Origin of the sequence: Phyllobacterium sp. SL163 (genome assembly GCF_049896885.1) — a bacterium.
GTDB lineage: Bacteria > Pseudomonadota > Alphaproteobacteria > Rhizobiales > Rhizobiaceae > Phyllobacterium > Phyllobacterium calauticae.
This window is the reverse complement of the sequence record NZ_JAFCVE010000004.1, coordinates 467,325-492,580: the sequence shown is the minus strand read 5'-3', so window position 1 is coordinate 492,580 and position 25,256 is coordinate 467,325. Positions and strand designations below refer to the sequence as shown.

Genomic DNA, 25,256 nt, shown 5'->3' with positions numbered 1-25,256 from the left:
TTTCCATCATCGAAGACAGTATTGGGTAGCACAATGGAACGTAGCGACCGGAGATTGAACATTGCTCTCGGTATAGGCCTTGCCGGGTTTGCCCTTGTGCCGTGGTACAGGATCGAAAGCGGATTCTACGGCCTTGGCTGGCTGGGCAAATTCCCGTCCGGTGCGGCGGAAGCGCCCGGCCTTGTGCAGATCGCTAGCGATGGCCGCTGGTCGCTGGCCGTCATCGCGCTGTTGTTCGCGCTGGGACTGGCTGCCCGGGTGTTCAAGGTGTCGCCGCTGCGGGCCAATCTGCTCATCGGGGCAGGCGCTGCCGGCATTGTCTTTCTGGTTCTGCAGGGGCTTGCCATCGGTTTCACCGGCTGGAGCTGGGCGATCAGCGAAAGCCTGTTCGGGCCGCTCGCCGACGGGCAGCCGTCCATGGGGGCGGGGGCCGGTCTGGTTGCGCTGTCCTTCGTCCTGATGTTTTCCTTCGGGTTGGCCGAACGCGGTGTGCTGCGCGGCGACGCCTTTGTCGTCGCGTCGATTGCGCTCCTCATCTTCCTCGTTGCCATCTTCGTGTTCTATCCCGTCGGCAGCATGCTGATCGGCTCGGTCCAGAGCGTTGACGGTTCGTTCGACCCTTCCGGGTTCGTGCGCAATATCCAGGACCCGTCGATCTGGAGTCTCGATTGCGTGGTCGGCGGCAACCGCTGCGGCATTGCTTGGCGCACGCTGTTCCTCGCCATTCTCGCAGCTTCCGGTTCCACCCTCCTTGGCCTGTGCTTTGCGCTGGTCGCCACCCGCACCCGGTTCCCGTTCAAGAAGGGCCTGCGCCTTCTGACGATCCTGCCGATCATCACCCCGCCCTTCGTCATCGGTCTGGCGCTGATCCTTTTGTTCGGCCGCGCCGGTGTGGTGACGCAGCAATTGTCCGAGCTTTTCGGCATCGAGCCCGGCCGCTGGCTCTACGGCCTGACCGGCATATGGATCGCGCAGGTCCTGTCATTCACGCCGATCTCGTTCCTCGTCCTGATCGGTGTCGTCGAGGGCGTCAGCCCGTCGATGGAAGAGGCATCGCAGACTTTGCGCGCCGACCGCTGGCGCACCTTCTGGCGGGTTTCCCTGCCTTTGATGAAACCCGGTCTCGCCAATGCGTTTCTCATCGGCTTCATCGAAAGCATGGCGGATTTCGGCAATCCGCTGGTGCTTGGCGGCAGCCACGGCGTTTTGTCGACGGAAATCTTCTTCGCCGTCGTCGGTTCGCAGAACGATCCGTCGCGGGCAGCGGTGCTTGCGATCATTCTCCTGTTCTTTACATTGTCCGCATTTCTGGCCCAGCGCGTCTGGCTGGCAGGCAAAAGCTTTGCCACGGTCACCGGCAAGGGCGATTCCGGCGCGCATATCGCCCTGCCGCGCTCCCTGTCGATCGGTGTCCACGCCATTGTCATTCCGTGGATCCTGTTCACGCTCGTCATCTACGGCATGATCCTGTTCGGTGGCTTCGTGCGCACCTGGGGTCTCGACAACACGCTGACGCTGGAACATTACCAGCGGGCATTCTCCTTCAGCTTCAGCAATGGCGCCATTGCCTGGACCGGCGTTGCCTGGAACTCGTTCTGGACGACAATCAAGATCGCGCTGATTTCAGCACCGCTGACTGCAGCCGTCGGCCTGCTCACGGCCTATCTGATCGTGCGCCAGCGCTTTGTCGGCCGCAATGTCTTCGAGTTTGCCCTGATGATGAGCTTTGCCATTCCCGGCACGGTCATCGGCATCAGCTACATCATGGCCTTCAACCTGCCGCCGCTGGAGATGACCGGGACGGCGCTGATCCTGATCGCCTGCTTCGTCTTCCGCAACATGCCCGTGGGCGTGCGCGGCGGCGTGGCGGCGATGAGCCAGCTCGACAAGAGTCTCGACGAAGCCTCGCTGACGCTGCGGGCAACGAGTTTCCGCACCATCCGCAAGGTGATCCTGCCGCTGCTGCGCCCGGCCATCGTGGCGGCGCTGGTCTATTCGTTCGTGCGCGCCATCACCTCGATCAGCGCTGTCATATTCCTTGTAAGTGCCGAATATAATATGGCGACTTCCTATATTGTCGGGCTCGTCGAAAACGGCGAGTACGGCGTGGCGGTGGCCTACTCCTCGATGCTGATCGTCGTCATGATCGTCATCATCACCTGTTTCCAGCTTCTGGTGGGCGAACGAAAACTGCGCCGCGAAAACCGCGTTGCGACAGCCTTCGTTCCGTCCACCGCTCCACAAGAAAAGGCCGCATCATGACCACCCATCGCACCGGCTCCGTCGTCTTCTCCAATGTCAAAAAGCAGTTCGGCAATTTCACAGCCATTCACGATCTCTCGCTGACGATCGAGCCCGGCACGCTGGTCACGCTGCTCGGCCCGTCCGGTTGCGGCAAGACCACGACCCTGCGCATGCTGGCGGGGCTGGAGCACCCCTCCGCCGGCCGTATCCTGATCGGCGGCAAGGATGTCACCATGCTTCCCGCCAATGAGCGCGATGTCTCGATGGTCTTCCAGTCCTATGCGCTGTTTCCGCATATGTCGGTGGCGGAAAATGTCGCCTATGGGCTTGAATCCTCGGGCATGAAGAAATCCGATGCGCGGGAAAAGGCGGAAGAAGGGCTCAAGCAGGTTGGTCTTTCCGGCTACGGCCAGCGCCTTCCGGCGGAATTGTCCGGCGGCCAGCAGCAGCGTGTCGCCGTCGCGCGGGCGCTGGTTCTGGAGCCGCAGGTGCTGCTGTTGGACGAACCCCTGTCCAATCTCGATGCGCGGCTGCGCCGCCGCGTGCGCACCGAAATCCGTGAGTTGCAGCAGCGGCTCGGCTTCACTGCTGTTTATGTCACGCACGATCAGGAGGAAGCGCTCGCCGTGTCCGACCAGATCATCGTCATGCAGGAGGGCGTCATCGCCCAGCAGGGCTCGCCGCGCGAACTTTACGAAGCTCCGGCTTCATCCTTCATTGCGGATTTCATCGGCGAGGCCAATGTTGTGCCGTGTGAAGTGCTGCGCAGCGACGGCGGCAATGCCATCATCCGTGTCGGCACGCTGGAACACACCGTGCCGGGCCGCAACGCCCGGCCGGGACCGGCGAAGCTCGCCGTGCGGCCCAATGCGATCACGCTGGAACCGGGCGAGAACGGTGCGTTTGCCGGAAGTATCAGGCATGCCGCCTATCTCGGCGATCACGTCGAATATGAAGTGGAAACCGCGTCCGGAACGCTCTTCGTGGTCGATCCGGCCGTAGACCGCAATCTTCCTCCCGCAACCAGTGTCAGCATCGGCTTCCACCATCGCGGCATCGCCATCATCAACAACTGAAACTGCATTTTCAAAGGACTATCATGACATCGCATGCCGAAGCCGAGTTGCAGGGCCGTTTTGCCCTGGCCCAGAAAATGGCTATCGAAGCCGGCGCCGTGGCGCTGGCGCATTTCAATGCGCGCGAGCGGCTGGTCATCGAGACCAAGGCCGATCCGCAGGATGTGGTTTCGATTGCCGACCGGGAAGTGGAAGAACTGATCCGCGCCCGCATCGCGGCGGCCTTTCCCGGCGATGCGGTGCTTGGCGAAGAATATGGCGTCAGCGCGGGAACCTCCGAGTTCACCTGGGTGATCGATCCGATTGACGGCACCAGCCCATTCGTCAACGGCATGCCAACCTGGTGCATCTCCATTGCGGCGCTGCGCGGCGAGGAGATCGTCGTCGGGGTCATCTATGTCCCGTGCAATGAGGAGCTTTATGCGTCGGCGCTCGGCATGGGCGCGACCCTGAACGGCAAGGCGCTCTCCATCGATCCGAGCAAGACCATTCGCAATGCGGTGACGGGTATCGGCGCCAATCACCACGTCACTCCGGCAGTCGTTGCATCGCTGGTGGAAAAGCTGCTGGAAGCCGGCGGCAATTTCATTCGCAACGGATCGGGCGCGCTCATGCTGGCCTATGTCGCCGCTGGCCGCCTTGTCGGTTATTACGAGCCCTACATGCATGCGTGGGATTGCATGGCCGGCTACTGCCTCGTCAAGGAAGCCGGCGGTTGGCACCATCCATTCCCGGCAAAGGGCGAGGCGTTGACCCGGGGTGCGCCGGTTCTTGCCGCCGGTTCCGGCGCAGTGGACGACCTGAGAAAGATCGCGGGCCTCTGATCCCGCCCGCGCACCGCCGGCGCATCCGCGCTGGCGGGCTTGATACCATTTCAACCAGATTTTATGAGTGTACGACCTCGTTCCCGCAGTATTTCGCGTGCTTCGCTGGGTAAAAATCCCGATAAAGGCTGCTTGCATTCGCAATGGGAAAGCAAGCAAAAATCTTGAAACTTTCCGCAACTGCTAAGAGCAGATCATTGACTTATTACAGCGAATAACGTGGATTAAAGTTGGTGTTGTCGATCACCGACTCTCGTAAAGCTGGATAGACATGACGTTCGTGCGAAATCTTATGTGGGCGCCTACAATTGGCCTATCCTGGCTGTGGGGTCTGGGTTTTTTCTATTCCATCCACGTCACGCTGACCTATGGCTGGCTTGGTTTCTTCGGTTTCGCGATCTCGAATGTTGGTGGTCTGTGGTTGTTCGGCTTTATTCTCGGCCGCAGCAAGCGGACGCCGGACCAGATCATGAAGGACATCGAAAACCGCTATGTCGGCGTCTTTCTGCTGTTCCAGATGGCGGCGCTGGTGGTGACGGTTTTCGGCTTCGTTGCCTATTTGTGGCAGCCGATTGTGGGCGAGGGCGCGACAATAGGCGTTGCTTTCCTGCTTCTGGCTTCCTGCGCCATCGGCCATGCGCTTTCACTGGAGCAGATCAAGAAGCTGCATATCCTCTATACGGTGATCGGCGTTGCCGCAGGGCTCGTGCTGCTTTCCGGTCTGCGGCAGACGTCGGACTATCCCGGTGTCCCGCTCCAGCAGTTCGATGCACGCTTTTACGGCCTTGTCATGCCGACGGTGATCGGCTTCCTGCTCGGCCCGTGGCTCGATATCCAGCATTGGCAGCGGGCGGTCTATATCAAGCGCGAGGGCGGGTCGGTCGGGATCGCCTATGGCGCCGGTGCCTTGCTGTTCTTCGGTTTTCTCCTGCTCAATGCTTCCATCGCGTCGACGGTCGGTCCCATCGGCAGCATCATTTCCATTGACGGCCTGCCGAGCGCGCAAGGGTCGGTTTCCGCAGCGGTTGTCCTGGCCGCGGAAAATGGTGCGCCCTATCTGGCGATTGCCTTTGCGATCTGGACGATTGCGGCGCTCACATCGACGGTCGACAGTTTTTATTGCGCGACGAACTGGTATCTGCGCGGCAAGAACATGCGCAGCAACAGTCCGCTGCTGGCGCTTATTCCCGATGGCATTGCGTCGTCGCCGCTGTGGCTGCTGATCGGCGCGACCTGGGTTGCCTATGCCGCCGTACCGGCAAACTTTTCGCTCATGTATTTCATGATGCCTTTCGCCACGCTGTTCGTCAGCGCGTCCGCCAATCTGGTTTGCGAGGCTTTGGGCGCGAAACCGAAATTCGATCCGGTGCTGAGCTTCCTGATCGGCTGCGGATCGTCGCTGATCTTCGTTCTCGGCTATATCCAGCCTGTACCCGGCTTCCTGTTCCTGTCGCCGTTCATCGGCTTGATCGGCGCTTTGCCGGTCATCATCGAACTGGTGGGACCCCGCTCGAAGGCGATCCCGGTTGAAATCGTCGACCAGCCCATTCGGATGATGAGCACTGCCCCGCTGACAAACACGTCGGGCGGCGAGGAAATATCGCAGTCGCATGGTTTCGATGGCGAGTGGTTCGTCATGCATCTCACCCCGACCTATGACGACACCAATTCGGTCGGGAACGTCTACTTCGCCAATTATGTGCGCTGGGTGGGCAAGGCGCGCGAATTGTTCTTCAATGTCTGCATGCCGGATTTCGATCTGGCGACGACGCGGTTCTACATCCTCACACGTTCCTTCACCCATGATTACCGGCGGGAATCGAAAGAGTTCGAGCAGATCAGCGTTCGTATCAAGATCGCCCGGCACAACCGCAAATTCGTCACGCTGCAGCACGAAATCCACAGCGCAGCGCAAGGCCTGCTCGGCCATGGCGAACAGTCCCTGATGTTCGTGGACAGGGATCAGTACAATCCGCTCGATATTCCCGGCGAAGTCATCAAAGGCTTCCTGGCCTACTGGCCAAAGGATTCGCGGCTGTCACCCAGCTATCGTCCGACTGTTCAGGACAAGACGAAGCGGCAGGCGTGAGCCGCCGGGCTGCTTCCTCTCTTCATCGGGTTTGAGAACGCGCCTCAGCTGGCGACTTCGTAGCGGTCGCGGTCGAACGACATGAGGTCGGCTGTCTTGTCAAACGGCTCCGCCGGGCTGAACAGGAAGCCCTGCACCTGATCACAGCCTTCCTTTTGCAGGCAGGCCAGCTGTTCACGGGTTTCAACGCCTTCCGCGGTGATCTTCATGCCCATGCTCGCGCCAAGGCCCATCACCGCACGGATGATGGCAAGGCTTCCCCTGTTGTGCGGGAGGTCGCGCACGAAGGACTGATCGATCTTGATCTTGTCGAACGGCATCTTGCGCAGATAGCTGAGGCTGGAATAGCCGGTGCCGAAATCGTCAAGCGCAATGCTTACACCCATTGCCCGGAACTGCCGCAGCAGGGAAATCGCCGCGACATTGGCTTCAAGGAACACGGATTCGGTGATTTCGAGTTCCAGGCGGTTGGGCTTCAGCTTGTTGGTTGTCAGCGCATCGCGAACGATGGAGGCGAGATCCGAATGACGGAACTGGATCGCGGAAATATTGATCGCCACATGGATGTCGTCGGGCCAGGACACCGCCGTCTTGCAAGCCTCCTGGATGATCCATTCGCCGAGGGGGATGATATTGCCGGTCTCTTCCGCAATCGGAATGAAGATGGCCGGAGAAATATACCCGTGCACCGGATGCTTCCAGCGCAGGAGGGTTTCAAACCCGACGGTCTTGAGCGTGATGGCCGACACGATCGGCTGGAAATGCAGGATGAACTCCTGCCGCGCCAGCGCGCCGCGCAAATCCATCGCCAGGGCGCGCTTGGCCTCGATCCGCGCATCCATTTCGACTTCGTAGAAGCGATAGCTGTTCCGGCCTTCGTTCTTGGTGCGGTACAGCGCAAGGTCGGCGCAGCGCATGATGTCGCTGACGCTGTCCATGGGGGCAAGCGCGATGCCGATGCTGATATGGATGTTGATCTGGATGCCATCGATCCAGAATGGCTGTGAGATGCGGCGCACGAGATCTTCCGCCAGTGCCGTCGCTTCGGGCTGGCCGGCGCCGGGGGCCAGGATTGCAAACTCGTCGCCGGACAGGCGCGCCACGATGTAGCGGGCAGGGGATGTGCCGCGCAAACGCTCCGCGACCTGCTTCAGCAACTGGTCGCCGATGCCGTGGCCGAAGCTGTCATTGACGGTCTTGAATTCGTCGAGGTCGATGCAGAACACGGCAAAGCCGGCGAGGCCGGTTTCCAGTTCCTTGGTTGCTTCGGCGAGCTGATCGGTGAACAGGGTTCTGTTCGGCAGATCGGTGAGCACGTCGTAGCGGGCGAGATAGGACAGCTTGTCTTCCGACTGCTTTGCCGCTGTCACGTCGGAACCAACCCCGCGATAACCGCAGAACTGCCCGGCATTGTCAAAGATTGCCTTGCCGGTCAGTGACCACCAGCGGGTTTCGCCCTTTATATTGATCGGCAATATATGGTTGCGGAAGGTCGTGCGGTTTTCAATGGCCTGCCAGATCGACCCCACCTTCACCGCCTCTTCAGCGTGTGACTGGTCGACCTTGAACAGTTGCGCGAAAGGCATTCCCTGCAATTGCTTGGTGGTCTTCTCGGCGATCTGTGCCAGGCGCGGCGAGGTGTGCTGGAGCTTCAGGTCGGCGTCGGTTTCCCAAATCCAGTCACTGGCATTCTCTTCGAAATCATAGAGAAGCAGGCTGATGACCTCCTTCTGCTGCTCGACCTTGATCTGGTCGAGCGTGCGCATGACGATCAGGTTGCTCATGTGCACGATGGTGAACAGGATGAACAGCGCATAGATGGCCAGCAAGATCGCAATGAAAAGAAAGAAATCCTCGCCGGTCGAGGCGAGGGCAAAGAACGAGCCGGTGATGATGGCGCCCGAAAAGGCAATGGCGGCCAACGGAACCACGGCCACGCCGATGCCGGTCGCCATGAGACCGGCCGCCGTGCAGGCGATCAGCAGCCTGTGGTAGGCGTCGGCTTCCAGAAAAAGCATGAGTGGAATGCTGGCCAGGCACAGGCCGTAACATGCGGATATAATGATCAGGTATTTGATGCCGGCGAAGCCAAGCTCCTTGACCTTTGGCACCTTGTACCATTGCCAGCAGGCAAACAGCGATGCGGCGGTCATGACGGTGACGATGGTCGCCAGACTGCCCAGATACAGGCTATGTCCCTGATCCCAGAAGACAAACGCCACCACGAACACGACGCTCATGGCCACGATGACGGTAAAGGGCGCCAGTCGCAGCGCCACATCCATCTGTTCAGCGTAGACCCGCCGCTTGACGGCAGGATTTATCGTTCCCCGCATGCCGAACATGGAACGGATAGCGTCAGGCGTATGGAAATTCGACAGTTGCACTCACGGACCTCAGAAAGGCGAGTTCATATTTCCCTATGCTATTTTTATTACGTTCGGCATTGGTTAATTTGCTTACCATTTTTTATAATAGTTACCAATGTCTTTATGGTTGTATGGTTTATGCCCGAGTAATATGAGATTATTTGTAAGAAGTTTTGTAATTTCTCCGCTGACGATGCGAATTGAATGTGAATATTCAAATATAAAAGAGAATATCGATGTCTTGTATTGTTAAATTCATGTAAAAATCAAAGTTGCTTCCATGTATAAGGCGGGCGCATTCACCGGCTGTGTGGCGGATCATTCAAGCGGTCCGCCTTGCCGCGTTGTTCCAGGGTCCGGACCCTAGCCCCGGACTGCGAGAATTGCCGGCAGCAGGCCCGGAAAAATCTCAGCCAGTTCATTGTCGCGCAATTCGTTGATCCGCGAGGTGCCGTCGTTGCGGGTCTTGATGATCCCGGCTTCCCGCAGCACGCGGAAATGATGCGACACGCTGGATTTCGGGCGTCCGTTCTCAAGCGCGGCGCAGGTTGCCTCACCTTCACGGGCCAACTGCCGGACAATCGACAGGCGGATGGGGTCGCTCAGCGCGTAAAGCACGGATTCGAGCTGCACTTCGGTGATCTGGGGATGGCGATATTCTCTCATGCACGCATCCTAGCACAAAATTTTGTGTATTGCTATTGTTCGAATAATATCGAACTATAGAAATATCAGCGGACCCGAATGTCTGCAGCACCCCACCTTGGAGTAAATATATGGCCTCTCTTTTCGACCCCTTCACCTTGAAGGATGTGACATTACGCAACCGAATAGCCGTTTCCCCCATGTGCCAGTATTCGGCAAATGACGGCGTGATCAATGACTGGCATCACGTTCATCTCGGCGGATTGGCGCGTGGCGGTTCCGGATTGGTGATTGTCGAGGCAACCGCCGTGTCGCCGGAAGGCCGGATTACCCCGGGTTGCGCTGGGTTGTGGAATGATGAACAGGCGAAGGCATTCGCACCGGCGGTTCAGACCATCAAGGATGCGGGCGCCGTTCCCGGCATCCAGATTGGCCATGCGGGCCGCAAGGCCAGCGCGAACCGGCCGTGGGAAGGCGATAACCATATTGCGGACGATGATCCGCGCGGCTGGGAAACGATTGCCCCTTCGGCCATTGCCTATGGCGGCGGGCTGTCGAAGGTTCCGCACGCAATGACCAAGGCCGATATCGAGCGGGTGAAGCAGGCATTCGTCGACAGCGCGAAGCGGGCACTTTCCGCCGGCTTCGAATGGCTCGAACTGCATTTTGCCCATGGCTATCTCGCGCAGAGTTTTCTGTCCGAGCATTCCAACACGCGGACCGACGACTATGGCGGCAGTTTTGAGAACCGCAGCCGATTCCTCATCGAAACGGTGCAGGCCGTGCGGGCCGTCTGGCCGGAAAACCTGCCGCTGACAGCGCGTCTCGGCGTCATCGAGTATGACGGGCAGGACGAAAAAACCCTCAGCGAAGCCATAGAGCTTGTCAAACAGCTGAAGGCCAATGGCCTCGACTTCATCGATGTCAGCATGGGCTTCTCGCTGGGCAAGACCAATATTCCGTGGGGCCCGGCATTCCTTGGGTCCGTTGCGGAGCGTGTCCGCCGCGAAACCGGTCTGCCGGCCTCGACATCCTGGTACATCAGCACGCCGCAGGAAGCCGACGGTCTTATCCGTGATGAAAAGGTCGATCTCGTCATGCTGGCACGTCCGCTGCTGACTGATCCGCACTGGCCGTTCCGCGCCGCCAAGGAACTGGGCGTCGAGAAGCCGGCCTGGGTTCTGCCTTCACCCTACGCCCATTGGCTGGAACGTTATCGGGCTGCTTGAGCCCTCCGGGTAAATAGCATGGAGCCGGGAATGGAATTCTCCATACCCGGTTTCATAGGTGCGCGATTGGCATAAAGTGGGGCGTTGCGCCCCGCTTTTAGTATGGGATTTCGCGAACACGCTGAAATAAGCAACGGCCTGCGTATTCCCTCATTGCAACTTCTCCTAGTGTTTCGGGTGATCATTCCGCACCAACACGAGGACGAAAACCATGGCAGTCCATTTGCACCCCGAGACCATCGCCCTGCATGCCGGCTGGCGGGCCGATCCCGCAACCGGCGCCGTGGCTGTGCCGATCTACCAAACGACCTCGTACCAGTTCCGTGACACGGAGCACGCGGCCAATCTCTTCGCGTTGAAAGAACTCGGCAACATCTATACGCGTATCGGTAACCCGACCACCGATGTTCTGGAGAAGCGTGTTGCTGCGCTTGACGGCGGTATTGCTGCGCTCGCGGTTTCTTCGGGGCAGGCGGCGTCTGCGCTTGCCGTGCAGAACCTTGCGCGGGCTGGTGACAATATCGTCAGTTCCACCGATCTCTATGGCGGCACATGGAACCTGTTTGCCAATACGCTGAAGGATCAGGGCATCGAGGTGCGCTTTGTCGATCCCCGGGATCCCGAAGCGTTTCGCCGGGCTACGGATGAGCGAACCCGTGCCTATTACGCGGAAACGCTGCCCAATCCGAAACTCACCGTGTTTCCCATTGCCGAAGTCGCCGCCATCGGGCGCGAATATGGTATTCCGCTGATCGTCGACAATACGGCGGCACCGTTGATCGCGCGGCCTTTGCAGCACGGCGCCGCCATTGTCGTCTACTCCACCACCAAATATCTTGGCGGGCACGGCACCTCCATCGGCGGCATCATTGTCGATGGCGGCCAGTTCGACTGGGAGAAATTCCCTGAACGGCAGCCAGCGCTGAACACACCTGACCCAAGCTATCACGGTGCGGTCTGGACGGAGGCGGTCAAACCCATCGGACCCGTCGCCTATATCATCAAGGCGCGCGTTACGCTGCTGCGCGACCTTGGCGCGGCGCTGTCCCCCTTCAATGCGTTCCAGACTATCCAGGGCATCGAGACGCTGTCGCTGCGTCTGCAACGCCACGTCGAGAATGCGCAGAAGGTTGCCGAGTTCCTGGCCAAACGGCCGGAGATCGCCAAGGTCATCCATCCATCACAGCAGAGCGGTCTCGATCGCGAGCGGGCGGAAAAATATCTCTCGGGCAGTTTTGGTGGTCTGGTCGGCTTCGAGCTCAAGGGTGGCCTGCAGGCAGGGCGCAAATTTATCGAAGCGCTCGAACTCTTCTATCACGTAGCCAATATCGGCGATGTCCGCAGCCTCGCCATCCATCCGGCAACGACCACGCATTCCCAGCTCTCGCCGGAAGAACAGCGGGCGAGCGGTGTTTCGGAAGGGTACATCCGGCTCTCGGTCGGCATTGAGCATATCGATGATATTCTTGGCGATTTGGAGCGCGGCCTGAATGCATCGAAACTGGCGCTCGCCGCTTGAAACCCAGGGTTGGTTGGAATCGTGGGGCGGATGTTGTAAAGTTCTGGAGTGAGGGATGGGCTTTCACCCACCCCTCGTTTCTAAAGTGTAAATCGAACCCGGACTATCAGCTGCCAGCCGGTCCGGGTTCTTTTCGCGACTAGTGTGATACTAAACGGCAATTTCCGCATAGATCACCTCCAGTTTTGAGAGCAAGGCCATTGCCGTGGTCGGGGAGGCCCATCTCCCCGATGCACCGGCTGGCTCGGTGCTTGCTGCTTCGCCCTCAAATGGATCACGTGTAAAACGCCTGTTCAATCCATTGCCCGTTTTCACAAAGCCCCGCTAGAAATGCAGAGTTGAATCATTTGAGGTAAGCGGTTGTTTTGAATAGTAATTTTCAACTATAGTCGAATGCGCTTGGCGCGATCTTGACGCATTATGCCGGCCGCCGGCCGATGAATCCACGATTTCCACTATCGAAAATGTTCATGCTTGCCCGTATGCCCTATCGAAAAGTCGACCGGATCGGTATAGACGGTCGCAAACAGACAACAGGGCGGCTGCACAGGCAGCGCAAATGATGATGACGGTTGTGACACGGAAGACGGGAGAAGCGGCGGGAACGGCTGCCGGTGATGGATTGACCGCGGCGGCTGATCCGATGGTGGCGTTTGAAGGCGTTTCCAAGCGCTTTGCGGCAGGGCGCACCAGTGCGGAAGTGGCCGCGCTCGACGGTGTCGATCTGATTGTCCCGCGCGGCTCCGTCACCGGCATTATCGGCCGCTCCGGCGCGGGCAAGTCCACCCTGATTCGGCTGGTCAACGGGCTGGAAAAGCCGACAAGCGGCCGCGTCGTTGTCGACGGGGTGAACATCGCCGAGCTTGATGAAAAGCGGCTGCGCGACGTGCGCCGCTCCATCGGCATGATCTTCCAGCATTTCAATCTGCTTTCGTCGCGCACGGCTTTCGACAATATCGCCCTGCCGCTTGAAATCGCCGGTGTCGACAGACAGACCATCGAAAAGCGGGTGACACCGCTCCTCGATCTGGTGGGGCTGTCGGACAAGCGTAATCGCTATCCCTCCGAACTGTCCGGCGGGCAGAAACAGCGCATCGGCATCGCGCGGGCTCTGGCAACGGAACCCAAACTGCTTCTCTCGGATGAAGCGACATCGGCACTTGATCCTGAAACAACCCGGTCGATTCTTGCCCTGCTCAAGACCATCAACAAGGAGCTTGGCCTCACTGTTCTGCTGATCACCCATGAGATGGAAGTGATCAAGACCATTGCCGATCACGTGGCGGTTATCGATGGCGGACGCATCGTCGAACAGGGCCCGACTTTCGATGTGTTCACCGGTCATACCCATGCGACAACCCGGTCGCTGCTGGGTGGATTGGCAGGGCTGCACCTGCCGGAGTTTTTGACGCGGCAGATGGTCGAGAAGCCGGAGCCGGGCTTGCGGACGATCCTGCGCATCATCTTCAAGGGCGAGAATGCGACGGAGCCCATGCTGGCGCGGCTCGGCAGCGATCTCGGTATCGAGGTCAATATAATGGCCGGTGCGGTCGACGAGATTGCCGGGCGCCCGTTCGGCATGCTGGTTGTTTCCCTGCTCGCCGATGAGGCAAAGATAGTCCAAGCCCGAAGCTTTCTTGCCGATCACGGCCTGTCATCGGAGGTTGTCGGCTATGTCCGCTGATATTTTTGCACTGCTGGTGAAGTCCACCGGCCAGACGCTGTACATGGTCGCCGTGGCGGGCCTGATCGGCTCGTTGTTCGGCATTCCGCTCGGTGTCTTTCTGGCGACCAGCGGCCGCGGCGAGCTTTTTGCTGCGCCTTCGGTCAACAAGGTGCTCGGGCTTATCGTCAATGCGGCCCGCTCGACGCCCTTCATCATTCTGGTCGTCGCCATCATTCCCTTCACCCGCATGATTGCCGGGACCTCCATCGGAACCACCGCCGCGATTGTACCGCTGACCATCGCAACCATTCCCTTCATCGCGCGGCTGGTTGAATCGGCAATCCGCGAGGTCGATCCGGGGCTGACCGAGGCTGCCCGTGCGATGGGTGCAAGTCCCGCCCAGATCGTGTTCAAGGTTCTGCTGGCCGAAGCGCGTCCCGGCATCACATCGGCCCTGACGCTCACCATCGTCAGCCTGATCGGTTATTCTGCCATGGTCGGTGCCGTCGGCGGCGGCGGGCTCGGCGATCTCGGCATTCGCTACGGCTATCAGCGCTTCATGCCGGATGTGATGGCCATCGTGGTTCTGGTGCTGATCGTGCTGGTTCAGCTTGTGCAGAGCGCCGGTGACCGGCTGGCACGGCGGTTCGACAAGCGCATCCGTCCCCGCTGAAAACACGTTTACGTTAAAACAGGAGAGTACAATGTTGAAGAAAATCCTCGTCACCGCTGCGGTGGCGGCAATGCTCAGCGCGACGGGCGCTCTGGCCGAAACGATCAAGATCGGCGTGACGCCGGGCGAACACGCGCAGATCATGGAGAAGGTCAAGGAAATCGCCAAGCCGAAGGGCCTCGACATCGAAATCTTCGAATTCTCCGACTATGTCGTGCCGAACCAGGCGCTGAACGACGGCGAGCTTGATGCCAACTCGTTCCAGCACAAGCCCTATCTCGACAACCAGATTGCCGACCGCAAGTTCGATCTCGTCGATGTCGCCAACACCGTGAATTTCCCGATGGGCGTCTATTCGAAGAAGGTGAAGAGCTTCGATGCACTGGCCGATGGCGCGACGATTGCCATTCCGAACGATCCGACCAATGGCGGCCGGGCGCTGCTGATCCTTGCCGACAAGGGTGTGATCAAGCTGAAGGAAGGTTCAGGCCTCAAGGTGACGCTCGCCGATATCACCGAGAACAAGAAGAACTTCAAGTTCGTCGAACTGGATGCTGCCCAACTGCCGCGTTCCATCGACGATGTGGATGCCGCTGCCATCAACACCAATTACGCGCTTGAAGCTGGCCTTGATCCGATGAAGGACCCGATCCTGAAGGAAGGCGAAAAGGCGCCCTACGTCAACCTGATCGCCGTGCGCAAGGCCGACAAGGACAAGCCCTGGGTCAAGACGCTGATCGAATCCTACCATTCCGATCCGGTCAAGCAGTTCATCCTCGACAAGTACAAGGGTGCGGCTGTTCCAGCTTGGTAATCGACACTTTCACTCCCCTTCGCCGGTGGGTGGAGGGGAGTGGTTTGCTTTAATGTCTTCAGATGCGCTTGCCGTTGCCGCCGAAAAGATGCAGCTTTTCCTTGGGGATGATCACCCTGAGATGATCGTCGGGCTGGGATACGGAACGGCCGGCAACCCGCACGACGACCCGCTCACCCCCAATGATGCCATAGACATAGCTTTCCGCGCCGACCGGCTCGACACCGAGCACCTTGAGGTCGAGCAGCAGGCCGCCAATGTGGTTTTCCGTGCCGGTGGCAACCTCCAGATCTTCCGGACGGAACCCGATCACCGCATCCTTGTCGGATACGGCAAGCCCCTCGGCGCCGATCCGCGTGCCGTCCTTCAGGATCAGGCCGGATTCGCCGGCGGTCACCGGAATGAGGTTCATCGGCGGGGCGCCGATGAAGCTGGCGACGAATGTGCTGGCGGGCTTTTCGTAGATATCCAGCGGCGCGCCGATCTGTTCGACAGCACCGGCATTCATCACCACGAGAATGTCGGCAAGCGTCATGGCCTCCAGCTGGTCGTGGGTGACATAAACGCTGGTCACGCCGAGCTGGCGCTGCAGGTTCTTGATTTCCACCCGCATCTGGCCGCGCAGCTTGGCGTCGAGATTGGAGAGGGGTTCGTCAAAAAGGAACACTTTGGGGTTGCGCACGATGGCGCGGCCCATGGCGACACGCTGCCGCTGACCGCCTGACAATTCGCGCGGACGTCGTTCGAGCAGATGCGCCAGCTCCAGCGTTGCCGCTGCTTCACGCACGCGCTTGTCGATCTGGTCTTTCGGCATGCCGCGGTTGCGCAGGCCGTAGGCCATGTTGTCATAGACCTTCATATGCGGATAGAGCGCATAATTCTGGAAGACCATGGCGATGTCGCGTTCGGCGGGGCCGAGATCGTTGACAACCTTGTCGTCGATCTTGACCGTGCCGTCGGTAATGGATTCCAGCCCCGCGATCATGCGCAGGAGGGTCGATTTTCCGCAGCCCGACGGGCCGACAAGCACGCATAAGGCGCCGTCCTTGATGTCTATGTCGACGCCTTTGACCGCCTCGACGCCGCCTGCATAGACCTTGCGGACATTGGTGAGTTCAACACTTGCCATATGGGATCATTTCTCCGTTTCGACCAGACCGCGCACGAACCAGCGTTGCATCAGCACAACGACGAGGATCGGGGGGAGGATGGCCAGAATGCAGGTCACCATCACCAGATGCCATTCGGTGTCGGCATCGGCGAAGGAAATCATTTTGCGCAGACCGATGACGATGGTCGTCATGTCATTGCGGTTTGTCATCAGCAGCGGCCAGAGATACTGGGTCCAGCCGTAGATAAAGAGGATGACGAACAGCGCTGCGATGTTGGTTTTGGACAGGGGCAGCAGGATGTCCTTGAAGAAGCGCCATGGGCCTGCACCGTCGACGCGTGCCGCTTCCACCAGCTCGCCCGGTATGGTCATGAAGAACTGCCGGAACAGGAGCGTTGCGGTAGCCGATGCCATGAGGGGAACCGTCAGGCCCGTATAGGTATCGATGAGGCCGAGATCGACCATGACCTTGTAGGTCGGCAGGATGCGGACCTCGACCGGCAGCATCAGGGTGATGAAGATCAGCCAGAAGAACACCATGCGGCCGGGAAAGCGGAAGAAGACGATGGCATAGGCCGACAGGATCGAAATGATGATTTTGCCGACGGCAATCGCCAGCGCCATGATCGTGCTGTTGATGAGCAGGCGACCGACACTCACGCCGCCGATGCGGCCGATGCCGCCGAAAAGCGCCGTCGTGTAATTTTCCCAGAAATGCCCGCCGGGCAGCAGGGACAGCGGCGGCCGCATGATATCCTGCAGCGACTGGGTGGAGGCGATGAAGGCGTAGTAGATCGGGAAGGCCACGATCAGGATGCCGACAATCAGGATGATGTGGGCGACGAGACGGCCGATGGGATTGTTCTGGATCATCTCTGCGCTCCTCAGCCGTAATGCACTTTGCGCTCGACATAACGGAACTGGATCGCCGTCAGGCCGATGACGATGACCATGAGGATCACCGATTGCGCCGCAGAGTCGCCAAGGATCAGGTTGACGAAGCCGTCATTGTAAACCTTGTAGACCAGTGTCTCCGTGGCCTTGCCGGGGCCGCCGCCGGTGACGGCATGAATGATGCCGAACGTGTCGAAGAAGGCGTAGACGGTGTTGACGACCAGCAGGAAGAACGTCGTCGGGGCAAGCAGCGGGAAAATGATGGTCCAGAAGCGCTTGGTTTCGCCCGCACCATCGATGGCGGCGGCTTCGATCAGCGATTTGGGAATGGACTGCAGCCCGGCAACGAAGAACAGGAAATTGTAGCTGATCTGCTTCCACGCGGCGGCGGCAACCACCAGCAGCATGGCCTGATTGCTGTTGAGCAGCGGGTCCCAATTGTAACCGGCGGAGCGGATCATATAGGCGAATGTGCCCATCGAGGGGTTGAACAGGAACAGCCAGAGCATGCCGGCAATGGCCGGAGCGACGGCATAGGGCCAGATCATCAGGGTGCGGTAGACACCTTTGCCGCGGATGACCTTGTCGGCCATGACGGCGAACAGCAGCGCGAAGCCCATGGCAATGACTGCCGTGGCGATGGAGAAGATGACCGTGACCTGTAGCGAGTTCAAGTAGTTGGGGTCACTCAGGATGCGCTTGAAATTGCCGAGGCCGACGAACTGGGTCGACAGGCCGAACGGATCCTCGCGCAGCACCGACTGGCGGATGGCCTGGGACGCGGGCCAGTAGAAAAAGACAATCGTGATGGCAAGCTGCGGCGCCAGCAGCAGATATGGCAGGATCTTGTTCGGAAAAGTGACACGCGTTGACGATGCCATGATTGCCCCTCTTGAAAAGAGCCCCGTCCGCAAGACATGCGGACGGGGCGTTCATGAACCGGCTCTTACTGGCCGTTCGCCTGTTTGATGGCTGCATTGCCGCGCTTGACGGCATTGTCGAGGGCCTGCTGGGCGGTCTGCTTGCCGGAAAGCATGTTCTCGAACTCTTCGTTCTCGATATCACGCACCTGTGGCAGGTTCGGCAGACGAACGCCCTTGGAGTTTTCCGTCGGCGCCTTGCCCATCATCTGCTTGATCGGAATTTCGCGGGCAGGGTTCTTGTCGTAGAAACCAGACTTCTTGGTGTCCTCATAGGCGGCAAGGGTCACCGGCAGATAGCCGGATACCTGGTGCAGGCGGGCCTGGATGTCGGTACGCGACAGGAAGGTGAAGAAGGCGGCAACGCCCTTGTATTCCGCGTCGGACTTGCCGGCGAACACCCAGAGGCTGGCGCCGCCCGGTGTCGTGTTCTGCGGTGCACCCTTGGCATCGGGGTCATAGGGAAGCTGGCCGGTGCCGTAGTTCATGCCCGACTTGACCACATCGCCCAGGCCGCCGGAGGATTCGGTGAAGATGCCGCATTCGCCCGACAGGAACAGCGGCTTGGCTTCGGATGTGCGCCCGCCATAACGGAAGGTGCCGTCCTTGGCGAGGTCGGCCAGTTCCTGGAAATGCTTGACGAAAAGCGGAGCATTGATCTTCAGCTCGACATCGGTTCCGGCAATGCCGTTTTCATTGGTGCCGTAGGAGACATTGTTCCAGGCGGCAAAGTTTTCCGTGTGGATCCATGTCAGCCATGTCGAGGTGTAGCCGCACTTGGCAGCGCCGCTGGTCTTGATCTTCTTGGCGGCTTCCCAGACTTCCGGCCAGGTTTTTGGCGGGTTGTTTTCATCGAGGCCCGCCTTCTTGAAGATATCCTTGTTGTAGTAAAGGATCGGCGAGGAGCTGTTGTAGGGGAAGGACAGCATCGTGCCGTCCGGCTTGGAATAATAGGCGACGATGCCCGGCAGATAGAGGCTCTTGTCGAACTTTGCGCCGCCCATCGAGAGAATGTCGGCCACCGGCTTGATCGCGCCCTCGGCGCCCATCATGACGCCGGTTCCCGCGTCGAATACCTGCATGATATGCGGGGCCTGCTTGGCACGGAACGCGGCAATGCCGGCGTTCAACGTTTCCGGATAGGTGCCTTTGAATACTGGAACGACCTTGTAGTCGCTCTGGCTTTCATTGAATTCCTTCGACAGGGTTTCAACAACCTCGTTGTTGGCACCGGTCATGGCGTGCCACCAGCTGATTTCGGTGACGGCAAAGGATGAGGTGGACGATGCGAGGATAAGTCCGAGCGCAAGGCTGAGCGAAGTGCCGCGAAATGTCATGTATGTCTCCCATAATGAGGCGTCGTTAGGAACACGCTTATTGGATGCGCTTATGGGCACTATCCTCATTATGTGACAGAGAAACAACAGTTTTATGACTTTGGTCGAATGTCTGGGTTAACGCCTGTGGAAAAAATGCTCAGCTGTTCACTTTTGCGCCGGTCAGATGAGGGTGACGCCGGCCTTGCGCATATTAGCGACCATGGCGGCCAGTGACCCGCCCATGTCGATGGCGCGGCAGGCATCGAGCAGCACATCGGCGGTAAAACCGTGCGCCACCGCATCCAGCGCGGAATAGGCGACGCAATAGTCTGTCGCCAGCCCGACAAAGGTCACATTGGTGATGCCGCGCTCGCGCAGGTAGCCGGCAAGGCCGGTCGGGGTCTTGCGGTCGTTTTCGAAAAACGCCGAGTAGCTGTCGATGTGGGGACGGAAGCCCTTGCGGATGATCAGTTCGGCCTTGGTCCACTGCAGATCCGCATGGAAATCGGCACCCGGCGTACCTTGAATGCAATGGTCCGGCCACAGCGTCTGGTCGCCGTAGGGCATTTTCACCGTGTCGAAGGGCGCCTTGCCGGGATGGGAGAAAGCGAAGCTCGAATGGCCGGCCGGGTGCCAGTCCTGCGTTAGGATGACGTGATCGAACCGGATGATCAGTTTGTTGATGATCGGGACGATTTCGCTTCCGCCATCCACGGCCAGTGTACCGCCCGGGCAAAAATCGTTCTGCACATCGATGACGACAAGCGCATCCCCAGCCATTTTATTTCTCCGATTGTCCAGTGGTCCGAATGTCAAATTCGTTCCACTGGATATGGCAGTATGGCCAATCGGAGAAGCCCGTCAACTCGGGTTTCGGGCGTAATGCAGATCGCCGTCGATCCAGACGTGATCGACGTCAAGTGCATCATCGAGATGCACGATATTGGCGACATATCCGGTGCTAATGCGCCCGTAGCGATGATCGATACGGATGCTCTCGGCGGGATAGAGCGAGGCCATCCGCAGGGCTTCCTCCAGGTCAAGTCCAAGCTCGCGATGGACGAAGCGGACTGCCGAAATCATGTCGAGATCGGCTCCCGCCAGCGTGCCGTCTTCGAGCGTCAGGCGGCCGTCATGCCGCCGGATCGTCCGTCCGTTCAGCGTGAAGGTGGTGATATCCGTGCCGATGGTCGACATGGCGTCGGTCACGAGAAAAATCCTGGCCGGACCCTGCTTGGCGCGCAGGGCAATCGCCATCGAGGCCTTGCTGACGTGGAAACCATCGGCAATCAGCCCTGCCGACAATTCGCCGGTTTCAAGGATGGCGCCGACAACGCCGGGGCTGCGGTTTCCGAGCTGGCTCATGGCATTGAAAAGATGAGTTGCCATGGACGCGCCGGCATCCTTGGCCGCGACCGCCATTTCATACGTTGCGCCGCTGTGGCCGATGCTGACGATGACGCCCGCATCGACCATGGCCTTGATCTTGTCGACGGGAACGGTCTCCGGGGCGACAGTGGTGAGCAGTACCGGCAGTGCCTGCACGGCTTCCACGATCGCCACAAGATCGCTGTCCTCCATCGGGCGGATAAGCGCGGGATCGTGCGTACCCTTGTGCGAGACGGAAAGGTGCGGCCCTTCCAGATGCAGGCCGATAAATCCGGTGACTTTTTCCAGCGCCGCCGCCTTGCCGGCGGCAATCGCCGCATTGGTGATGGCGGGGGTGTCGGTGATCAGGGTCGGCAGGAGGGCGGTCGTGCCGAAGGCGAAATGCGCCTGGCAGATGGTCCTGATCGCCTCGACGCTCGGGCCGTCGTTCAGAAGAACGCCGCCGCCGCCATTCACCTGCACGTCGATGAAACCGGGCACAAGCTTGCCGCCGTTGAGCGCGACCCGGCGAACATCCGCAGGGATGTCCGCCTGGGCAACGATACCGGTGATGGTGCCGGCATCGACGAGAATCGCCGAACCGGCATGCCAGTTTTCGCCGTCAAAAATGTCGGCGCCGGTCAGTGCATAGACAGTGCTCATATTGTTTCAGTCACTTTTCTCAAATGCGGTGGCTCGTCCGGATTCAATCCGCGGCTGCGGGCGAAATCTTCCACGAAAGCATAGAATGATACCAGCAGAGTGAGCGGGTCCGTCAATGGGTGCGACGTCGCGATGAACGGCAATGCGGTGGCTTTCGACGGCTTCGCCGATGTCAGGAAGACAGCGGCCTCCTGTTCGGCAAGGCGATCGGCAGCCTGCACGATTGAATCCTCAGCCGCATCGCGCGCTGCAAGCACCAGAACGGGGAAATCCTTGCCGACGATGGCCTTGGGTCCGTGCATGACTTCGGCGGCGCTGTAGGATTCCGCGTGCATGGCGCTGGTTTCCTTGAATTTCAGCGCCACTTCGTTGGCAATGGCAAGGGATGGTCCGCGTCCAAGCACGAAAAGCGAATTTTCGCCCTTCATGGCGGCGCCGAACGGCGACCAGTCGCAACGGATGGCCGCTGCAAGGGCCTTGGGCAGTTCATCGATGGCGGCAAGCAGTTCCTTGTTCTGCGTCCAGTGGCCGATCATGGCGAGACCGGCGACCGCCGAGCTGACAAAGGTCTTGGTGGCGGCGACGCTGCGTTCCTGCCCCGCCAGGATATCGATGGCGAGATCGCTGGCATAGGCGAGATCGGAATTGATTTCATTGGTGATGGCGAGCGTCAGCGCGCCGCTTTCGCGTGCCGCCTTGGTCATGCTGACAATGTCGGGGCTCTTGCCGGACTGGGAAATGGAGAGGGTCGCGGCGCTCTCGAGTTTCAGGGTGATGCCATAGATCGAGGCGACGGACGGTCCGAGCGAGGCGACGGGAATGCCTGCGGTCAGTTCCGTTGCGTATTTCAGATAGGCTGTCACATGGTCGGATGAACCGCGGGCAATGGAGGCCAGGAAGGGCGGGTTCTTCTCGCGCAGTCTTGCTCCGGCATTGGCCAGCGTATCGCGGGAAGCATCGAGAAACCGCGCGGTTACATCCGGGATGGAGCGAATTTCTTCGCGCATGAGAGTTCCGTTGGTGGTCAAAGTACTGCTCCTGAAATTTCCGAGGAGTCGCCGAGCTTCAGCTCCGCGACAAATTCATAGGCATCCGCCCGATAGATCGACCGGGTAAATTCGATCACTTTTCCCGATTCGAGATAGGATATGCGCTCGATGTTGAGGCTGGCCGAACCCGCCGGCACCTCGAGCAATTTGGCATCGGCCTCCTTCAGGATTGCCGCCGAAATGCGCTGAATGGCGCGGGCCGGGCGATTGCCGCCCTCAGCCAGCACCGCATAGAGCGACAGCGTGACAAGTTCCGGATTGGGCAGTACCTGAATGGACAGGGCGGCGCGTTCAATCGCCATGGGCGTGTCATTGGCAACGCGCAAGCGGCTGATGCGGGCAACTTTCTCGCCCGAGGAAAGACCGAGCGTGACCATTTCTTCCGGCGAGGGCGGATAGATGCCGCGATCGAGCCATGTGGAGCGTACGATCATGCCGCGCCGCGCCATGTCCTCGGTGAACGAGGTCAGGTGCGACAGCGATTGCTCGACCCGCTCCGAACGGGGCGCGACAAAGGTGCCGGAGCCATGCCGCTGCACGAGCAGGCCGGTGTTGACCAGCCCCTGAACCGCCTTGCGCACGGTGACACGCGAAATATCGGCGATGGTGGCAAGTTCCCGTTCGGGCGGCAAGGCATCGCCTGGCTGCAGCATGCCGTCGCGGACAGCCGTTTCGATCAGCCGCTGCAGCTTGACATAGAGCGGGCCGCCGCTGGCGGAGCCGTCGTTCAGGGAAGGCAGGATATCAATCAACCCATCAGCCATGCACGGCCTCCTTGCGCGCCGGCGCGAAGTTTTTCACCGCCAGTTGCACCGCGCCCATCAGCGCATCATGCAGCGGCTTTTGCAGCTTTGCCCGGTACGGGGGTGAAAGACGCTGTTCGAACAATGGCCCCAGTCCGCCGATCAATGACAGGCGTTCCTGTGCGGATGGCATGATGGCATCGAGCCCCTCTTCGATCTGTGCCGCCGCCCTGTTCACAATCGCCAGCGCCACGGCATCGTTGCGGGCAGCATAATCAAAAACCAGCGGCGTAAGCGTACCGAAATCGCTGGGGCGTGCCGCGTGGGCAAACTCGACGATCCGGTGAGGATTGTTTTCAAAGCGCTGGAGGACGGCCTCTGTCAGGGGTGACGAAGGGTGAAACCGGTCATGGGCCAGCAGGGCCTCTTCCAGGAGATCGCGGCCGATTCGCGCGCCGCCGCCAAGATCACCCACCTTGAAGCCCCAGCCGCCGGCAAACCGGATGTCATCGCCTTCGCGTGTGACGAACAGGGTGCCTGTGCCGATGATGACCACGGTTCCGTCATTGTCGCCGAGCGCACCCTGCAGGGCGATCGTGCCATCGGATGTGACCAGGGAATGCTGAAAGGGCAGGGTTGTCCGCAGCTTCTCGCCATTGCCGCCGACCATGGCGCCAGCGAGCCCAAGAACCGCCGCGGTCGCGGGAATCATTGCGGCATCGATCCCGGCTTCGGCAAAGGCTGCATTTGTCGCGCCGAGAATATTCAGGCGCGCGTTTTCCATGTCGGTCATGATGTTGGCCGAACCGCTTTTGCCGATGCCCAGAACATGGCCTGTCATATCGGCCACGGCTGCCCTGCAGCCTGTTCCACCACCATCAATTCCCAGGAGATATCTCACACTCGTTGCCCTCCGAAAATAGAATACCAATAAAATACCAATAGCCAAGCGTTAATTCCAGGTTTTTTCCACTTTTATTCATCATGCTGATTTTATTGAGTAATTTAACTTGTATGAAAAACAGTGCATGATTTTTTTAAGAACCTCTGGACAAGTGGTATTTTTTTGGCATTAATTATCGCAACGAGGAGAGGCGAGTGGTGGTAACCCGTACCGAGCAACGCAACGACAAGGCATCCGGATTGGACGAGCGATCGCCAGCCGATGTTTTGCGTTTGCTGCACGAGGCGCAGATCGAGGCAGCGGCTTCGGTGGCGCGGGCGACGGATTCCATTGCCGCGGCGGCGCTGCTTGCCGCCGAAACCCTGGCTGCGGGCGGGCGTATTGCCTATGCCGCCGCCGGCAGCTCCGGCCTGATGGCGCTTGCCGATGCACTCGAACTGCCCGGCACCTATGGCATCGCGCCGGACCGTGTGGTGATCCTTCTGGCGGGTGGTATCGAAAGTCTTGTCCGCCTTGCCGGCGGGTATGAAGATGATGTCGAGCAGGCCGCCCGCGACATTGCCGGCGCCGGCCTTGGGCAGGGCGATTGCCTGATTGCCATTTCCGCCAGCGGCACGACGCCCTATGCGGTGGCGGCCATCGATGAGGCCAAGCGGCGCGGGCTGAAGATCATCGCCATTGCCAACAATCCGGCTGTGCCGCTGTTCAGGCATGCCGACGTGGCGATCACGCTGGAAACACCCCCGGAAATCGTCGCCGGTTCGACACGCATGGGGGCAGGGACCGCGCAGAAAATCGCGCTCAATCTTCTCTCCACGCTCATGGCCGTGCATCTGGGCCACGTGCATGACGGCTACATGGTCAATCTTGTTGCCGACAATGAAAAGCTGCGCGAACGCGCCGCTCTCATCGTTTCGGCCATCGCCGCCTGCGACATCGCCGATGCGAAACAGCATCTGGCTTCAACCGATGGATCAGTAAAGCGCGCAATCCTGCTGGCAGCGGGTGCAGCCGACGCAAAACAGGCATCACACATTCTCGAAAGCAATCAACAGAGGCTACGCCCGTCGCTTTCGACACTGAAAGGGAGCCTCGGCTCTCGTTAACGGCACTGCTCAAAGGGTGCAACAGGAGACT

21 protein-coding genes are annotated in these 25,256 nt (G+C 59.6%); 10 read left to right on the top strand and 11 right to left on the bottom strand.

Going from position 1 to position 25,256, the window contains the following annotated elements; translation table 11 throughout:
- Nucleotides 1-33 precede the first annotated feature (33 nt).
- The 4 genes from ACP7B1_RS12115 to ACP7B1_RS12100 all read left to right on the top strand — a co-directional run bounded on the left by ACP7B1_RS12115 (nucleotide 34) and on the right by ACP7B1_RS12100 (nucleotide 6,233).
- A complete protein-coding gene (locus ACP7B1_RS12115) occupies nucleotides 34-2,262 on the top strand; it encodes an iron ABC transporter permease (protein ID WP_346307085.1) in 2,229 nt (742 codons plus the stop codon).
- Nucleotides 2,259-3,320, top strand: a complete 1,062-nt coding sequence (locus ACP7B1_RS12110) for an ABC transporter ATP-binding protein (protein WP_346307084.1) — start codon at nucleotides 2,259-2,261, stop codon at nucleotides 3,318-3,320. The genes ACP7B1_RS12115 and ACP7B1_RS12110 overlap by 4 nt, the downstream gene beginning before the upstream one ends.
- A gap of 23 nt (nucleotides 3,321-3,343) precedes the next feature.
- Nucleotides 3,344-4,144: an inositol monophosphatase family protein gene (locus ACP7B1_RS12105; protein ID WP_346307083.1), complete on the top strand. Its 801-nt coding sequence runs from the start codon at nucleotides 3,344-3,346 to the stop codon at nucleotides 4,142-4,144.
- A gap of 292 nt (nucleotides 4,145-4,436) precedes the next feature.
- A complete protein-coding gene (locus tag ACP7B1_RS12100) occupies nucleotides 4,437-6,233 on the top strand; it encodes an acyl-CoA thioesterase (RefSeq protein ID WP_403177145.1) in 1,797 nt (598 codons plus the stop codon).
- Nucleotides 6,234-6,277: 44 nt separating this feature from the next.
- Here ACP7B1_RS12100 and ACP7B1_RS12095 read toward each other — a convergent pair whose 3' ends face one another.
- Both ACP7B1_RS12095 and ACP7B1_RS12090 read right to left on the bottom strand, forming a co-directional pair.
- Complete coding sequence (locus ACP7B1_RS12095; RefSeq protein WP_426136929.1) at nucleotides 6,278-8,620, bottom strand: putative bifunctional diguanylate cyclase/phosphodiesterase; 2,343 nt, start codon at nucleotides 8,618-8,620, stop codon at nucleotides 6,278-6,280.
- A gap of 345 nt (nucleotides 8,621-8,965) precedes the next feature.
- On the bottom strand, nucleotides 8,966-9,268 hold the full coding sequence (locus ACP7B1_RS12090) for an ArsR/SmtB family transcription factor (protein ID WP_223612679.1): 303 nt from the start codon (nucleotides 9,266-9,268) through the stop codon (nucleotides 8,966-8,968).
- Nucleotides 9,269-9,378: 110 nt separating this feature from the next.
- Here ACP7B1_RS12090 and ACP7B1_RS12085 point away from each other — a divergent pair, with 110 nt between their 5' ends.
- The 5 genes from ACP7B1_RS12085 to ACP7B1_RS12065 all read left to right on the top strand — a co-directional run bounded on the left by ACP7B1_RS12085 (nucleotide 9,379) and on the right by ACP7B1_RS12065 (nucleotide 15,148).
- On the top strand, nucleotides 9,379-10,476 hold the full coding sequence (locus ACP7B1_RS12085; RefSeq protein ID WP_346307080.1) for an NADH:flavin oxidoreductase/NADH oxidase: 1,098 nt from the start codon (nucleotides 9,379-9,381) through the stop codon (nucleotides 10,474-10,476).
- Between the two features lie 211 nt (nucleotides 10,477-10,687).
- Nucleotides 10,688-11,995: an O-acetylhomoserine aminocarboxypropyltransferase/cysteine synthase family protein gene (locus ACP7B1_RS12080; protein ID WP_346307079.1), complete on the top strand. Its 1,308-nt coding sequence runs from the start codon at nucleotides 10,688-10,690 to the stop codon at nucleotides 11,993-11,995.
- A gap of 643 nt (nucleotides 11,996-12,638) precedes the next feature.
- On the top strand, nucleotides 12,639-13,679 hold the full coding sequence (locus ACP7B1_RS12075) for a methionine ABC transporter ATP-binding protein (RefSeq protein ID WP_223613457.1): 1,041 nt from the start codon (nucleotides 12,639-12,641) through the stop codon (nucleotides 13,677-13,679).
- Nucleotides 13,669-14,334, top strand: coding sequence for a methionine ABC transporter permease (locus tag ACP7B1_RS12070; protein ID WP_346307078.1), 666 nt, complete (start codon nucleotides 13,669-13,671; stop codon nucleotides 14,332-14,334). The genes ACP7B1_RS12075 and ACP7B1_RS12070 overlap by 11 nt, the downstream gene beginning before the upstream one ends.
- Nucleotides 14,335-14,365: 31 nt before the next feature.
- Nucleotides 14,366-15,148, top strand: coding sequence for a MetQ/NlpA family ABC transporter substrate-binding protein (locus ACP7B1_RS12065; RefSeq protein WP_374042746.1), 783 nt, complete (start codon nucleotides 14,366-14,368; stop codon nucleotides 15,146-15,148).
- A 58-nt stretch (nucleotides 15,149-15,206) separates the two neighbouring features.
- Here ACP7B1_RS12065 and ACP7B1_RS12060 read toward each other — a convergent pair whose 3' ends face one another.
- From ACP7B1_RS12060 to ACP7B1_RS12020, 9 genes are all read right to left on the bottom strand, one after another.
- Nucleotides 15,207-16,277 carry a sn-glycerol-3-phosphate import ATP-binding protein UgpC gene (locus ACP7B1_RS12060; protein ID WP_346305247.1) on the bottom strand — a complete coding sequence of 357 codons (1,071 nt, stop codon included), beginning with the start codon at nucleotides 16,275-16,277 and terminating at the stop codon, nucleotides 15,207-15,209.
- A gap of 6 nt (nucleotides 16,278-16,283) precedes the next feature.
- The gene (ugpE, locus tag ACP7B1_RS12055; protein WP_346305246.1) at nucleotides 16,284-17,132 is read right to left on the bottom strand and encodes a sn-glycerol-3-phosphate ABC transporter permease UgpE; all 849 of its coding nucleotides are present in this window, start codon (nucleotides 17,130-17,132) and stop codon (nucleotides 16,284-16,286) included.
- A gap of 11 nt (nucleotides 17,133-17,143) precedes the next feature.
- The gene (gene ugpA, locus ACP7B1_RS12050) at nucleotides 17,144-18,034 is read right to left on the bottom strand and encodes a sn-glycerol-3-phosphate ABC transporter permease UgpA (RefSeq protein ID WP_288194052.1); all 891 of its coding nucleotides are present in this window, start codon (nucleotides 18,032-18,034) and stop codon (nucleotides 17,144-17,146) included.
- A gap of 65 nt (nucleotides 18,035-18,099) precedes the next feature.
- Complete coding sequence (ugpB, locus tag ACP7B1_RS12045) at nucleotides 18,100-19,410, bottom strand: sn-glycerol-3-phosphate ABC transporter substrate-binding protein UgpB (RefSeq protein ID WP_346305245.1); 1,311 nt, start codon at nucleotides 19,408-19,410, stop codon at nucleotides 18,100-18,102.
- A 162-nt stretch (nucleotides 19,411-19,572) separates the two neighbouring features.
- A complete protein-coding gene (gene pncA, locus ACP7B1_RS12040) occupies nucleotides 19,573-20,172 on the bottom strand; it encodes a bifunctional nicotinamidase/pyrazinamidase (RefSeq protein WP_223612687.1) in 600 nt (199 codons plus the stop codon).
- Nucleotides 20,173-20,253: 81 nt separating this feature from the next.
- Nucleotides 20,254-21,423: an N-acetylglucosamine-6-phosphate deacetylase gene (gene nagA, locus ACP7B1_RS12035; protein ID WP_346305244.1), complete on the bottom strand. Its 1,170-nt coding sequence runs from the start codon at nucleotides 21,421-21,423 to the stop codon at nucleotides 20,254-20,256.
- Entirely contained in the window at nucleotides 21,420-22,430 is a 1,011-nt protein-coding gene (locus ACP7B1_RS12030; RefSeq protein WP_223612689.1) for an SIS domain-containing protein, read from the bottom strand. The genes nagA and ACP7B1_RS12030 overlap by 4 nt, the downstream gene beginning before the upstream one ends.
- A 17-nt stretch (nucleotides 22,431-22,447) precedes the next feature.
- Nucleotides 22,448-23,236 (bottom strand): GntR family transcriptional regulator, encoded by a 789-nt coding sequence (locus ACP7B1_RS12025; RefSeq protein WP_223612690.1) that lies wholly within the window; start codon nucleotides 23,234-23,236, stop codon nucleotides 22,448-22,450.
- Nucleotides 23,229-24,116 carry a BadF/BadG/BcrA/BcrD ATPase family protein gene (locus ACP7B1_RS12020; protein WP_426136928.1) on the bottom strand — a complete coding sequence of 296 codons (888 nt, stop codon included), beginning with the start codon at nucleotides 24,114-24,116 and terminating at the stop codon, nucleotides 23,229-23,231. The genes ACP7B1_RS12025 and ACP7B1_RS12020 overlap by 8 nt, the downstream gene beginning before the upstream one ends.
- A 197-nt stretch (nucleotides 24,117-24,313) precedes the next feature.
- Here ACP7B1_RS12020 and ACP7B1_RS12015 point away from each other — a divergent pair, with 197 nt between their 5' ends.
- Nucleotides 24,314-25,225, top strand: a complete 912-nt coding sequence (locus ACP7B1_RS12015) for an N-acetylmuramic acid 6-phosphate etherase (protein ID WP_346305243.1) — start codon at nucleotides 24,314-24,316, stop codon at nucleotides 25,223-25,225.
- Nucleotides 25,226-25,256 lie beyond the last annotated feature (31 nt).

What these genes read in the sequence shown, in the direction of transcription:
- ACP7B1_RS12060 (WP_346305247.1), bottom strand. Translation starts at nt 16,277, where the DNA reads ATGGCAAGTGTTGAACTCACCAATGTCCGCAAGGTCTATGCAGGCGGC.
- ACP7B1_RS12025 (WP_223612690.1), bottom strand. Translation starts at nt 23,236, where the DNA reads ATGGCTGATGGGTTGATTGATATCCTGCCTTCCCTGAACGACGGCTCC.
- ACP7B1_RS12105 (WP_346307083.1), top strand. Translation starts at nt 3,344, where the DNA reads ATGACATCGCATGCCGAAGCCGAGTTGCAGGGCCGTTTTGCCCTGGCC.
- ugpB (WP_346305245.1), bottom strand. Translation starts at nt 19,410, where the DNA reads ATGACATTTCGCGGCACTTCGCTCAGCCTTGCGCTCGGACTTATCCTC.
- ACP7B1_RS12080 (WP_346307079.1), top strand. Translation starts at nt 10,688, where the DNA reads ATGGCAGTCCATTTGCACCCCGAGACCATCGCCCTGCATGCCGGCTGG.
- ACP7B1_RS12100 (WP_403177145.1), top strand. Translation starts at nt 4,437, where the DNA reads ATGTGGGCGCCTACAATTGGCCTATCCTGGCTGTGGGGTCTGGGTTTT.
- ACP7B1_RS12085 (WP_346307080.1), top strand. Translation starts at nt 9,379, where the DNA reads ATGGCCTCTCTTTTCGACCCCTTCACCTTGAAGGATGTGACATTACGC.
- ACP7B1_RS12070 (WP_346307078.1), top strand. Translation starts at nt 13,669, where the DNA reads ATGTCCGCTGATATTTTTGCACTGCTGGTGAAGTCCACCGGCCAGACG.
- pncA (WP_223612687.1), bottom strand. Translation starts at nt 20,172, where the DNA reads ATGGCTGGGGATGCGCTTGTCGTCATCGATGTGCAGAACGATTTTTGC.
- ACP7B1_RS12075 (WP_223613457.1), top strand. Translation starts at nt 12,639, where the DNA reads ATGGTGGCGTTTGAAGGCGTTTCCAAGCGCTTTGCGGCAGGGCGCACC.
- ACP7B1_RS12030 (WP_223612689.1), bottom strand. Translation starts at nt 22,430, where the DNA reads ATGCGCGAAGAAATTCGCTCCATCCCGGATGTAACCGCGCGGTTTCTC.
- ACP7B1_RS12110 (WP_346307084.1), top strand. Translation starts at nt 2,259, where the DNA reads ATGACCACCCATCGCACCGGCTCCGTCGTCTTCTCCAATGTCAAAAAG.
- ugpA (WP_288194052.1), bottom strand. Translation starts at nt 18,034, where the DNA reads ATGGCATCGTCAACGCGTGTCACTTTTCCGAACAAGATCCTGCCATAT.
- ACP7B1_RS12090 (WP_223612679.1), bottom strand. Translation starts at nt 9,268, where the DNA reads ATGAGAGAATATCGCCATCCCCAGATCACCGAAGTGCAGCTCGAATCC.
- ACP7B1_RS12065 (WP_374042746.1), top strand. Translation starts at nt 14,366, where the DNA reads ATGTTGAAGAAAATCCTCGTCACCGCTGCGGTGGCGGCAATGCTCAGC.
- ACP7B1_RS12115 (WP_346307085.1), top strand. Translation starts at nt 34, where the DNA reads ATGGAACGTAGCGACCGGAGATTGAACATTGCTCTCGGTATAGGCCTT.
- ugpE (WP_346305246.1), bottom strand. Translation starts at nt 17,132, where the DNA reads ATGATCCAGAACAATCCCATCGGCCGTCTCGTCGCCCACATCATCCTG.
- nagA (WP_346305244.1), bottom strand. Translation starts at nt 21,423, where the DNA reads ATGAGCACTGTCTATGCACTGACCGGCGCCGACATTTTTGACGGCGAA.